This is a genomic window from Lactobacillus gigeriorum DSM 23908 = CRBIP 24.85 (assembly GCF_000296855.1).
Lineage (GTDB): Bacteria > Bacillota > Bacilli > Lactobacillales > Lactobacillaceae > Lactobacillus > Lactobacillus gigeriorum.
In genome coordinates this window covers 20016-32778 of record NZ_CAKC01000073.1, presented here as the reverse complement: position 1 = coordinate 32778, position 12763 = coordinate 20016, and the positions used below count along the sequence as shown (strand labels likewise).

The window sequence follows — 12763 nt, the reverse complement described above, 5'->3', positions numbered from 1 at the left end:
AATCTGGTATTGTTTAAATTTTTAGCTGTTTCGTATTTCATAATTTAAGATTATAGCAGATGTTTCGCAGTAACTCTATTGTTATTCAAAAAAAAATATGTAGGTGGTGCAGTTCGACAAATTGGAGTTAATTATGGGGGCTTAATCGAAGACGACTTTGCCCTACTCTCACTTTTCAATGATCCAATTAAAGAAGCAAAAGAGAAGAATTTGGAATCGGCTATTGATCATTTAAGAGAAAAATTCGGTTTTCTAGCCATACAAAAAGGCTCGGTATTATTGAAAGGCTCACGTAATATTGCTCGCAGTAAATTGATCGGTGGCCATGCAGCAGGTGGAGCTGGCGGATTGGATGGACTAAAATGATTGATCGATCATATCTTCCCTTTAAATCAGCTCGCAAATATCAAGATCGAAAAATGGCTAAATGGATGGGCTTCTTTCTATCTGAACATTCAACCGCCATTAAGAAAAATAGTAAGCATTATTATTTTCCTAATCGCATGTCTAATGAAGAGATGTTCCTCAGAATTAATCAAGCCTATACCAACGATCTTGAGATCAAAATACTAATCGAAAAAAAGGATCGACTCCACCATTACACAGGTAAAATTGGTATTTTGGATCAACATAACCTATGGCTTAAAACCAGTAATGGCTATCAAAAAATTAATTTTCAGGATATTTTGACTATTTTGGAAGTGTAGTAAAATGAACTATCGAGAAAAATTAGAAAATCGATTGCAGTTAGATTATTTTAGCGACAGTTATAAGAAATTTGAGTCGGATTTTTATCGCTTTTCTGCCTTGAAAACTCCGCTAACTTTTTTAACTGATGATATCCTACTGGAAATGGCAGAATCAATGTGCATTATTTTAGATTAAATAAGGAAAATGCAGTTGATCATCAAGACCACTATTACATTTTTAAAGTTGAGACAGATCCACAAAATCGGTTGATTCGTAAATATATCTATCAACGTACATCAATAGTTCCACCACAAAAAAAGCGATAGCTGTAAGTAGACAACAGATTAACCGAACATAGAGAAAATGAACAAAATGATAAAAAAACTTAGTTTTCTAATAAGTCTTATTGTCTTAGTAGTGATCAATTATTTTTTGAATATTGTCTTTGCTAAAGCAATACCTATTTGGAAAATTATACCAATCTACATCGCTGGATATTTAGCTTATTCCTTTGAAATGAGCAATTCTATTTCAAAAAGAACGAGATTTATTATCAATAGCATTTTGGTAATACTGGCAGTGATAATACTTGTTGCTTTAGTAACCATATATTTTATTAATTAACTTAAAAAATAGTCGTTCTTTTTCTTCAGGGCGACTATTTCTGCGTAATTCATAAGAAATAAAATATTTCCACCTTCTTCAATGGTAAGATGAGTCTTCTTTATTACATCAATTTGGATTTAATAACCAATCAATTAAATTCGTAAATTGTAATAATAAATTGAACACTTACACTGCTTGATAGATACGATCTATTTCCTTTTCAAATATTTCATCTGGCGTATGTATGCCAATATCTTTCTTGGCAATGAGTTGCACCATGTCTCAATATCCATGATTTCCTGCAGGCTATAGTCTGTTATGCTTTCTCCTTTGGAAATAAATCTACGAATAAGCCTATTATGCCTTTCTACTGTACCTTTATCACACCAAGTATATGGATGTGCATAATAATCTAGTGTCTTGGATATATCCTCTAACATTGATAAATCCGCAACTTGTCCGCCGCCTAATCGAAAAAATCACCATCTTTCAACGTTACATGAAGTTCACGTTCAAAGATAGTGAAGTGGTTAAAGTCAAGTTGTAAATATTCAGGATATACGACCCCCAGTTATTTTAGCTCTTTTAGAAGTTGATCCACAGCAGCCTTGATTTGAACCTGAGCAATATCAAACACTTGAATGTTCTTGAAATCTTCCTGCCCTAAGATTAACGGCAATTCGGTACATCCCAAGACTGCACCATCAAGGTGATCTTTTTGAACCATCTTATTGATAATTGTCATTAACTGCTGCTTAGTCTCTTTCTTAACAATCCCGTTTTCGAGTTCATCTACAATTTTTTGATGAATTATGGATTGATCATTTTCACTGGGACGGCAAACTTCAATTCCGGCCTCTCGAAATGGCTTGATGAAAAAGTCATTTTGCATTGTAAATTTGGTGCCTAGTAAAGCTAATCGTTGAAGGTGCAACTGCTGGGCAGCCGCTACCGCTATCTCGACAATGCTTAACAATGGCAAATCAGTGCGCGCTTGAATCTGATCAAATAATAGATAAGGCGTATTGCCACATATCAATCCAAAGTCACACCCGGCTTTCAATAAATTATTGGCCGCAGCTCCTACATAACCGGCGACTTTATCATACTGTTGAGCATCAAGTAGACGGAACATGTGATATATATTAATGGATTCGATAGTGATTTATCAGTCCCGATCCGCTCCTGATACCGCTTAATGATTGCCGAATAATAATTCATTGTTGCTTCTGGGCCTATACCACCGATAATGCCTAGTTTCTACATCTGGATCATCCGAATTATAAAACATAATTAAAGCCAATTATACAATCAATTTCAATCATGTCTACTCGCTCTAGCTTTTTGCTAGTGCGATTTTTTTAAGCCTTAAGCTCTGTGGGTACGGTTGAACTCAGCTCGGTTAATATCTCTATTGGCCTGACTGGCTTGGATCTACCCCACATTGAATGTGCTTCGATTATGGTTTTTCTTTAGCCTAGGAACTTTCCCCTAGCTCTAAGAATGGATTTAAAATCCGCTGCGACATGTCCTCAGCTTAGCGCTGATGAAAGGAAAGCCATTCCGACCCTCGCTTTGTGGCAGTCGACTTATAATAATTTACTTATAATAATTTTTTAATTAACTGACAATTCTCTGATCGAGAATTGCTTTTACTTTGTCATATGGCGTATAAAGAGCAATCTCTTTATCATTGGCTCTAGCCAAAATATTTCTAGATGCTGCGATATTGCAGTTCATTTCACCGCAATTAGGACAGATGGTCTTTTCATTATGCTTGCCAAATCTAAATTCAAAATGCCGTCCGCAATTAGGGCAATATTGCGAAGTATAGGCAGGATTAACGTCTTTTAAATCAATGCTATATTGCTGGCAATAATACTCTAAACGTGTGTTTAGCGTTCCTTTAGTCCATGAGGACAGATTTCTTCTAGCCTTGCGTTCATATTTATTGCCTTTTTTGGTGGCTTTATCCTTGGTAAAAGTCAAATCTTCTTTAACAATCAAGCTAGGAGCTTCATGCTCGATCATTTCCTTAATGGCATGATTGATAAAGCTTTCACGGCAGGCTCTTAAAGCTTCATGACGCCTGTCTTTGCGCTTATGACCAAGATTATTGCTTTCAATCTGTTTCAATTCTACACTTAGCTGATTGCGTTTGATAATAGCTGTCCTTGTTTGAACATGATTTAGCTTTTCTATTTGCTTCTTAAGCTGGTATCTTCTGCCGTAATATGGATTGCGCTGAGCTAAATACCGACTTTCTTTTTCGATCTGTGGACCTGTCAACTGGCTCAAGCCTTTGCCATACTCCTGGCCGCTGCTGCATGAAACTAGGGTAGCCAAGCCTTTATCAATGCCAAGTTTCTGTTTGCCTTGATACTTTTTCTTTTGTCTAGCTTGAATTACTTTATGAATTTCAATTCGTTTCTTATCACGGTCTAAAATAATTTGCAGATCGCCTTTTAAACGATAATGCCAAGGACTGGTTAAGCTAAAAGCAAACTGTTGACGAGAAACTCCTGAAGAAATTGCGACTTGCTTTAACTCTTCTCCTTGAAAGCGGTACATGTTTTCATCATAAGCCATTGAACGGTTTAAGTTGGTATGCTTTCTAGGCACGTACTTATAGCGTCTGGTTAGTCGTCTTAGGTAAGAATAAGCGTGCTTTCGCTGCTTAGCAGTCACGCTTTGCTCTAATTCTGACAAGTGCTTTCGATATGCTGGCTTTAGCTGGGCTAAGACAGCTTGGTCAGCGGTTAAAGCGTAATACCACAATTCTCTCATTGAAAGCAGGTAGTAGATCAGGTGTTGCTCATCTTCATCAACCAATTCATTAGCTTGGACTGCTTTACGAATCTGATTGGCTAGATTGCTCAACATTGCATTGATATTTGCACAGGCATCGCGCAAAGCGTATTTCCAATGTTTTTGCAGGAAATGATACTTTTCTGCATAGGCATTGCCCTGGCTAGATTTAACTAATTCATTCCGCAAATTGAAATACTGTTTGACATCAAGCATGTGGTTGATTCCACAGTATTGGTTTAGAAACATGTTGCGACATTTGCCATAGCTAATAAAGAGCTGATCCAGTTCTTGAAAAGCATCTTCATCAAGCTTAATTGAATAAGCTCTAATTGTCTTTGAATAGCTCTTGATTGGTTTTGATGATCTTTTCATTGTGATGGCTTCTCTTTCCATAAAGCTTAGCAGAATAAACGGTGATGATTGAAAGCACATCCTTGACTAATTCTTGATTGGAGCTTTCCGCTTTAGTTTGGTTAATGACAGTCAGTTCAACGCCATGTTCTTGGCAAATATCTTTGATTAACTCAAAGCCGAATCTTACTAAGCGATCTTGATAATTAACTACTACTTGACTGCACTGTTGCGAGCATATCAAATGAATCAGTTCTTTCAAGCCCTTCTTGTCATAATTCAGGCCAGAGCCAATGTCAGAAATGATTTTAAAAGGCTTGCCCTGCATTTCGCAAAAGTTGGTTACGACAGCTTCCTGTCGCTTTAAGTCTTCTTTTTGGTGACTAGAAGAAACACGGCAATAGCCAATAATCAGCTTGGCCGGATTGCTTGATGCAGGCTTTTTTTTTTCCTAAAGTGGCATCCAGCATTTCTTGGGTATAGCGTCTTTGGTTTCCAGCAGTTCTGCTGGGTTTGATTTTGCCTTCGCGTTCCCATACTCTCAGAGTATTAGGCGTAGTATTCAAGTATTGGGCTGCTTGACTGATTGTTAAATATTGCGGTAATGCTTTATCTGCCATAAAAAAATCTCCTTAAGTTTCTTTAAGGAGATTATACAATTATAATTATTAATAAGCAAGTATAATTAGATATGATTACAAGAAATAAATCATTTATTAAGCTGCTGTTAGCCCCTAATTATTTAGAATTATTTGAATTCTTCTTTGCAGGTCTGGAATTACCTGCTCCTCGAACCATGGATTTTTTGCCTCCCAAATTTTATTTCGTGGTGACGGATGAACGATTGGAAAATAGTCTGGCAAGTATTGCTGATAATTCCTGACAATATCAGTCAACCGATCTTTATATCCTAGGTGAAGGTAGCTTCTCGTCGCATAAGCGCCCACTAAAATGGTTAACTGAATATCAGGCATTAATTCCAATAGCTGTGGATGCCAATTTTGAGCAAATCCTTTACGCGGTGGGAGATCACCAGACTTGCCTTTCCCGGGATAATAAAAATCCATTGGTAAAATTGCAATCATTCCAGAATTATAGAAAACGTCTCTCGAAACCCCTAACCAGGTCCGAAGACGATCACCACTAGGATCATCCCAGAATTTCATTTTTTCTTGGGCAATTCGTCCTGGTGCTTGACCAATGATATTTATTCTGGCAGATGAAGAAGCATAGTAAAGTGGCTTGATCCCTTGCTTTGTAAAAGATTCATTATCAGGATCTGCTTGAATTTCTTGAAAAATTTTTTGAAATTCGCTTTGCATATAATATGACCCGCCTTTCTCTTATTTTCTAAACTGATATAACGTGTATATTATCAACTAAGCAATAATTGCATAATTAAACTAATTTTCAAACAATTCAATTTGACGTAATTGACGTTTCAGTTGACCTTGCTTTTCTAATAAAGCAAATTTACGAGACAGGGTCTCAGGTGTTGTTCCAAGGTATAAGGCTAAGTCCTTCATTTTTAAGGGTAAGGTAAAATTATTTTTACCAATTTCATCTGCATATGTTTGTAAATACTTTAATAACCGGTCTTCAACCTTCGGCAAAGCCAACAAGTGAATTTGTTTTTGCATTTTCGAAACTTTAACAATATTTAGTTCTAATAATCGAATACTTAATTCTGGCTGCTTATGCATCAACTTCAGTAAATCCCGCCGTTTTAATAAACAAATTTCACTGTGTTCTGTAGCCTCGACGTAATTATTGATATTTTTTTGACCAAAAAGCCAATCCTCACCAATATAATCACCTGTATGCAAGATTTGCAAAACATTCTCATGGCCGTCTTCACCTAAGGTGTACTGCTTAGCGTTACCATCAGCAACAATTACTAAATTATCATTTATCGTTGGATCAATTATCACTTCACCCTTTTGATAGTTTTTATGCTGAACTAATTTTTCGATTTGCATCTTCTCATCCTGACGTAAAGCATTAAATAGTGGTACTAAGTTAATACATAAATTAGCCATTAAATTCATCGTCCTTTAATTAAAAGTCATCATCGTCATCTTCGACATACAATCCTTCTTTTAGTTCATGACCTAAGAAGTCTTGAGTTACCCGAATTTGCTCCTTAATCCAAGCAATTAAATTAGTTAAATTAGCAGATAATTCTAGCCAACTTTCATTGTTAGCTAAAGTAATTGCCTTAGTAATGAAGAGCGTTTGCGTATCAAAATCTTTTACCAAGGCAAACAGTTGCTTATCACCTGCTAAATATTTACTACTGCCATCTTCTTCTAGCATAGTATATTCCTTAAATTGAGCTGTAATTGTTGGAATACTTTCACCATTATTAACCAATAAGTGATTCAATTGGTCAAGTTCCTGAAGTTCATAAGCAATCCAACCAGCAGCTTTTTCAGCTAAAAAAAGACTAGCGGATCCTTTAGCAAATAAGTTAGCCTGGTTAATCTTTAAAGAATGGATTAACAAGTTAGAAATAATGTGACCAGTCATGGCAGCTGCAGTTGGCTGATGGTGATCAAGGTCGCTTTGCTTCAATTCCGCCTGGTATTTTTCTTCTGCATTCATCAGTTAAGCTCCTTTTCCTTAATTTCTTGTACTTCATAACCCATTTTTTCAATAGCTGTCTTGACATCAACAGTTTTAGTCTTATCAGGATCCAGCATAAATTTTAGCTTTCCTGCATTGAATAAAACTTTTATTTGGTCGGTTCCATCCAAACTACCAACCGCCCTTTCAATTTTGCTTAAGCATGAAGGACAGGTCATGCCAGATAATTTCATCATTATTTTTTCCATGATTAAATTCACCCTTCCTTATTAATTTACATATCTAATGCTACTTTATTTTGTTGATTATAAACTTGATGATCGTCAATTTTTTGTTGAAATTTGATTAATCTCATCCCGTTCAAGATAACAATTAAGATACTAAATTCATGAATAAACATTCCACTTGCCATTTCAACATAACCCGCAAACAAACCGATGAACAACAATAAGACTGTCAGTAAAGCCATCACAATATTTTCATTCATGTTCAAAATTGTCTTCTTGGATAAGCTAAGGGCATAAGCGATCTTCCTCAAGTCATTTTTAACTAAAACTATGTCTGAAACCTCAATGGCAACATCCGTCCCACTACCAACGGCAATTGCAACATTAGCATTAGCTAAGGCCGGACTATCATTGATCCCATCACCAATAAAAGCAATATGGTGTCCCTTAGCTCTTTCTTTTTTAACAAAAGCAGCCTTGTATTGTGGTAACATTTGACCATGAACTTCATCGATTGGCAACTTCGCCGCAATTTGTTCGGCAGTTTCTTGATTGTCTCCAGAAAGCATCACTAGCTTCTTAACCCCTAATTCTTTTAAGTGGGTTAAAGCATCATTAGCTTCTGGGCGCAATTGGTCTTTAATGCCAAAAACAGCTAATTTACTTTGGTCCTCATTGGCAAAAGCGACAATTGAATTACCTAATTGACTCAAATGATCAATTGTTTCACCCAATTTTGCATTGGCACGAGTATTTTCAACAATTAATTTTTGGTTACCTAAATAATATTTTTGATTATTTAAAGTGGCGATGATTCCCTTACCCTTAACAGTTTCCACTTTAATTGAAGCTGGCTTTTGTTTATTTAATTTGGCAATTGCCTGAGCTAAGGGGTGGTTACTTTGACGCTCAATTTGAGCAGCTAATTTAATAATTTCATCTTTGGGCCCATTTAATACCTCAATTGCACTAACTTCTGGATGTCCAACAGTCAAAGTGCCGGTTTTATCAAAAGCAATTTCATCAATCCGATGAGTTTGGTCCATCACTTGCGACCCTTTAAATATAATGCCATTTTTAGCACCATTACCGATACCAGCAACTGTAGATACTGGCACACCAATAACTAAAGCACCTGGGCAGCCCAGCACCATAACTGTAATAGCCAGCCTAAGGTCTTTAGTAATTAAACCTACAACAATTGCAATTATAAGTACGGCGGGAGTGTAATATTTGGAAAACCGGTTAATTAACTTTTCTGTATGTGACTTTGTATCTTGTGCTTCTTCAACCATTTCGATAATTTTACCGAAAGTCGTATCTTCACCGACTGCGGTAGTTTCGACAGTCAATGTACCGTTTTCAAGGATAGTTCCTGCATATACTTCATTACCGACTTTTTTATTAACTAATTTAGATTCACCGTTAACACTGGCTTCATCAAGATAACCAGAACCTGAAATAACCTTGCCATCGACTGGAACCTGATCACCAGTTTTAACTAAAATCTTTTCACCAGGATCAATGAAATCGATGTCTTCTTTCTCAGTTGAGCCATCATCTTGAATAACTAACGCAGTTCGGGGTGCCATTTGAGTCAAATCAGCGACGGCTGACCGAGTTTTTCTTAAAGTTAATTCTTCCAACACATCTCCTAACATGAATAGCCAAGTAACAATGGCTGCTTCATTAAATTCACCAATAATGAAGGCACCGATTACCGCCAACGATACTAAAACATCAATAGAAATTAATTTAACCTTTAAAGATGAAATAGCCGTCAAAGCAATTGGAAGCACTCCGACAATCCCCGCGATAAGCATTAAAGCCTGGTATGGTAAATTCATGTGCAATAGCCATTTAGATCCTTCAGCAAGCAACAGCAGAATAGTATTAACAAGCAAAAGCTGCTTTTTGTACCTCATAAAAAATTGTTGTAACTTAATCATTTTTTACCTCTTCCTTTCTTGACACTACACATTATAGGTAAAAAACAATTTAGGTGACTTGACTGTTATCAAGATACTAGTATCTTTTTCTACGTAAAGTCAAGAGTGATAGGCTCTTTAATTGAATTTTTTATCAATATTTCTTGAGCCGTTTAGAATAGGGCCGATTTATTTTCATTCAAGTCCACGACAAATAAGCCCGCAGACTATGGTCTTTTGGCGAGCTGGGGTTTATAATCAAGCTGGTCAGTCCATTGTGACAAAAGCCGTTTTTTATTTTGCTTGGCTACGTTGTAATCGTATTCTTAATCATTCACGATTAGAGCGTAGATCGTTCTGATCAGTCCGCTTATAGAAGCAATGGCAATCTTTTTGAATCCTTTGGTTTGAAGATGGTCGATCAGGTCTTCGATGGGCATGTTGGCTATTTCGTCAATGGTTTTACTGTCGGTGACAATCGACATCATCGTTGCGCCAAAGACGGAGGTTTTAATGCCGTCTTTGTCAACGGTAACCAGTTTGTTTAAGCAATAGTAAAGAGCTTCAATGAAGTGCTGCTTGGCCCTAGTGAGCGAAGCCATAACGTCATATCTGGTCCGCGTTAAGCGCTGGAGAGCCAAGTATTGCTCTTGGCGAGCGATAGTGACGCGGTACTTGCCAAAGCGCAGGTATTCCGCAATATAGTAGGCATCGAGAGGATCGTTCTTGTTCTCTCCAAAAGTATCGTGGAAGCGCTTGGTATCTCTAGGATTGACTACATCGGTTTCAAGATTGAGCTTTTGCAGGCCTTGATCGTTAGCGAAGAAGTAATCATCGGTATGAAAGCTGTAGATAGAGGTAGCTTCCATACCGATGATTACTTTATCGTAGCTGTTTTGTTCAGCTAGTTGAAGAATGATCTTCTTGACCTCATTAGCGCCAATTAAATCATTGGAAAAAGACCGATTGATAATAGGCTTTTGATAGTTTTCAGAGTCAGTAATAGCGACTTGAAGGTCTTTGGAACTGACATCGATTCCGATAAAAAGTTTCATTGAAAATGGCCTCCTTTCTAGCAAATATTTGGTCATAGATCGATCACCACGTGTTAGTCCCTAATTACAGTTTCTAAGCAAGATATAAGTATTCATAGGTTTTAGCTAAAAAGCTGCGACTGAAACTGCTCTGAATCAGTAATAGCCAGAATCGATACAGCATGTGAGTAAGCCATTAGTAAAACTGCTTGGGCGGCAGACTCCTTAAGTAGACAGAGCTACAAGGTCGAAAAACCTATACCAATTGACCAAAGTCAATGACAATTAGAAACTAGCACCTGATGATCGAATAGACAAACTAAAATTGAAAATTAACACAGATTTAATTTATATAATACGAGGAGTTACAATGAGAAAAAATCTAACTATAAAAGAATTACGCCATGCAATTCGAAAAAGTCAACATGAAGATATCGAAGATTTATTAGTCAACTTATATAAGAATAATACTGATGCTAGTCGGCAAATTGAAATCTTTTTTCAAGCAAGGTCACTTGATGCTGAACTTATGGAAGCTAAAAAACGTATTTACAAGGCTTTTCATCCAAAAAATCTTGTACAAGTACCAAATTTAACAAAAATCAAAAGTAATATTAGTGATTTCAAAAAGTTTAAACCCTCAGCTTACCAAATTACTGAACTTCAACTTACATATATAACCAATTTAGCTGAATTTCTTGATAGTTATGATGGACCAGATTCCTATTATAATTCATTGCTTTCAGTTACTAGTACTTTAGTCTATGACCGCAAGCGAGCCAATATTGCATTCGATAAGCAAGAAATCAATTCAGTAAATGCCATAATAAATATACTAAAAGATTTTGGGTGGTATCCAGATGATAGAGTCTTACAAGAATTAGATTATCTTTCTTAACTATATATTGTAGTATGTAAAGATACCACCACTATATATAGTAATATATGTTAGGCTTTATTTTGTCTGATACTATAAAGATATCAATACCATACTAATAATTAGCTATTAAATTTTTTAAAACAGTCTTGTTCAAAAAACATTGTAGATAGAATAGGATAATACATGAATGAATTATTTGCCAAAGCACCAATAAAGAAAGTATATTTTCAATTAGCATTACCGGTAGTTTTGGGTATGATTACCACTATGGTTTATAATCTGGCCGATACCTTTTTCGTAGCCAAGACTGGGGATGCAAATTTAGTAGCTGGAATTACTATTTCAGCACCGCTATCAATGTTTTTAATTGCTCTGGCAGACATTTTTGGATTAGGTGGGAGTACCTTAATCTCACGTCTTTTTGGAGAACAAAATTATGATTTAAGTAAGCGGGTAAGTAGTTTTTGTATCTATTTAGGTATCATTTCAGGAGTGATAACTAGCGCCCTCTTGCTCACCTTTGAGCGCCCAATCTTGTTAATGATGGGGGCTAAGACTAGCACCTACGCAGATGCAGCTGATTTTTACCGCGTGATAGCTATCGGAGCAGTAGCAATTATTTGTTCTTTAGTTCCACAAAATCTGTTGCGAACTGAAGGATTGGCTCTTGATGCGATGATCTCAACTATTAGTGGAACGGTATTAGCAATTATACTTGATCCAATTTTCCTATTTTCACTAAAAATGGGAGCAACTGGTGTTGGAATTGCTAACATCTTAGGATATCTATTGACAGATATTCTGCTTTTCTATTTCTTATTAACCAAATCGAAATATCTAAGTTTAAGTCCACGATTGATAAAGATCGACGGCAAGTCGATCAGGGATATCATTGCGATTGGAATTCCAAGTTCGATTACCAATTTTGCTCAAACTTTTGGGATGACGCTTCTTAATAGCTCCCTCGCAGTTTATGGTGCCAACCAAGTAGCAGCCATGGGAATTACGCAAAAGATTTACAGTATTGTAATCCTGGTAATTGTTGGTTTTGCGTTTGGTTCGCAACCATTGATCGGTTACAACTATGGTGCTAAAAATTGGGAACGACTTCGCGCAATCTTACGATTTGATATCTTGGTTCAAGTGGTTTACGCAATCGTCAGTGGCGGTTTGTTGATCATTTTCTCACGACCAATTACTGCGCTTTTCATGAATCAGCCAGAAATTGTGAACGCTGGTAGCTATATGTTAATTGCTTGCCTTGTGACTACCCCAATTGTTGGTATTATTTTAGTATATACTACAGTCTTTCAATCTATTGGCAATGCTTGGGGTGCACTAATTATGGCTATTACGCGTCAAGGTATTTTTTACTTCATCTCACTCTTTGTTTTAGAAAAAATGCTTGGCTATCATGGGATTGTTTGGGCTCAAGCAATGAGTGATATTTTGACTTGGATAGTCGGATATTTGATTTATCGCAACCTATCTTTTGAAAAAAACAAATAATAACTTCAATCCCGTAGCTCAACTTCAACAATACATAGCTATGAGATTTTTAATTCCATATTGGGAAGCAAAAACGACAGGTATTGTGTAACCACACCCTGTCGTTTTTTAGGAGACTGTAAAATAGTTTGTGTAAGGATG

General features: G+C 36.4%; 11 protein-coding genes and 4 pseudogenes. 5 read left to right on the top strand and 10 right to left on the bottom strand.

Annotation, left to right across the window (positions count from 1 at the left end; all coding sequences use genetic code 11):
* Nucleotides 1–75 precede the first annotated feature (75 nt).
* The 3 genes and pseudogenes from BN52_RS07260 to BN52_RS07250 all read left to right on the top strand — a co-directional run.
* Nucleotides 76–366: pseudogene (locus tag BN52_RS07260) on the top strand (Y-family DNA polymerase); the annotation flags it as partial.
* Nucleotides 363–707, top strand: a complete 345-nt coding sequence (locus BN52_RS10135) for a hypothetical protein (RefSeq protein WP_008473795.1) — start codon at nt 363–365, stop codon at nt 705–707. The pseudogene BN52_RS07260 and the gene BN52_RS10135, both read left to right, overlap by 4 nt.
* 4 nt (nt 708–711) lie before the next feature.
* A pseudogene (locus tag BN52_RS07250) lies at nt 712–1016 on the top strand (DUF5960 family protein).
* A 466-nt stretch (nt 1017–1482) separates the two neighbouring features.
* Here the strand turns inward: BN52_RS07250 and BN52_RS09930 are convergent.
* From BN52_RS09930 to BN52_RS07195, 10 genes and pseudogenes are all read right to left on the bottom strand, one after another.
* A pseudogene (locus BN52_RS09930) lies at nt 1483–1760 on the bottom strand (IS30 family transposase); the annotation flags it as partial.
* 107 nt (nt 1761–1867) lie between these two features.
* Nucleotides 1868–2431, bottom strand: a complete 564-nt coding sequence (locus BN52_RS09630) for an aspartate/glutamate racemase family protein (protein WP_008473789.1) — start codon at nt 2429–2431, stop codon at nt 1868–1870.
* A gap of 485 nt (nt 2432–2916) precedes the next feature.
* Nucleotides 2917–4479, bottom strand: coding sequence for an RNA-guided endonuclease TnpB family protein (locus tag BN52_RS07230; RefSeq protein WP_040473476.1), 1563 nt, complete (start codon nt 4477–4479; stop codon nt 2917–2919).
* Nucleotides 4433–5078, bottom strand: a pseudogene (locus BN52_RS07225) (IS607 family transposase). The gene BN52_RS07230 and the pseudogene BN52_RS07225 overlap by 47 nt, the downstream one beginning before the upstream one ends.
* Before the next feature lie 114 nt (nt 5079–5192).
* Entirely contained in the window at nt 5193–5780 is a 588-nt protein-coding gene (locus tag BN52_RS07220; protein WP_008473785.1) for a uracil-DNA glycosylase family protein, read from the bottom strand.
* 81 nt (nt 5781–5861) lie between these two features.
* Complete coding sequence (locus BN52_RS07215; RefSeq protein WP_008473784.1) at nt 5862–6497, bottom strand: Crp/Fnr family transcriptional regulator; 636 nt, start codon at nt 6495–6497, stop codon at nt 5862–5864.
* 19 nt (nt 6498–6516) lie between these two features.
* Complete coding sequence (locus BN52_RS07210; RefSeq protein WP_008473783.1) at nt 6517–7062, bottom strand: hypothetical protein; 546 nt, start codon at nt 7060–7062, stop codon at nt 6517–6519.
* Nucleotides 7062–7292, bottom strand: coding sequence for a heavy-metal-associated domain-containing protein (locus BN52_RS07205; protein ID WP_008473782.1), 231 nt, complete (start codon nt 7290–7292; stop codon nt 7062–7064). Before BN52_RS07205 ends, BN52_RS07210 begins: the two co-directional genes overlap by 1 nt.
* A 26-nt stretch (nt 7293–7318) precedes the next feature.
* The gene (locus BN52_RS07200) at nt 7319–9220 is read right to left on the bottom strand and encodes a heavy metal translocating P-type ATPase (protein WP_008473780.1); all 1902 of its coding nucleotides are present in this window, start codon (nt 9218–9220) and stop codon (nt 7319–7321) included.
* Nucleotides 9221–9525: 305 nt separating this feature from the next.
* Nucleotides 9526–10254, bottom strand: a complete 729-nt coding sequence (locus BN52_RS07195; protein WP_008473779.1) for an IS110 family transposase — start codon at nt 10252–10254, stop codon at nt 9526–9528.
* A 349-nt stretch (nt 10255–10603) separates the two neighbouring features.
* Here BN52_RS07195 and BN52_RS07190 point away from each other — a divergent pair, with 349 nt between their 5' ends.
* Together BN52_RS07190 and BN52_RS07185 are read left to right on the top strand one after the other, a co-directional pair.
* Nucleotides 10604–11131, top strand: a complete 528-nt coding sequence (locus BN52_RS07190; RefSeq protein WP_008473778.1) for a hypothetical protein — start codon at nt 10604–10606, stop codon at nt 11129–11131.
* A 165-nt stretch (nt 11132–11296) separates the two neighbouring features.
* Complete coding sequence (locus tag BN52_RS07185) at nt 11297–12622, top strand: MATE family efflux transporter (protein ID WP_008473777.1); 1326 nt, start codon at nt 11297–11299, stop codon at nt 12620–12622.
* Nucleotides 12623–12763: the final 141 nt, after the last annotated feature.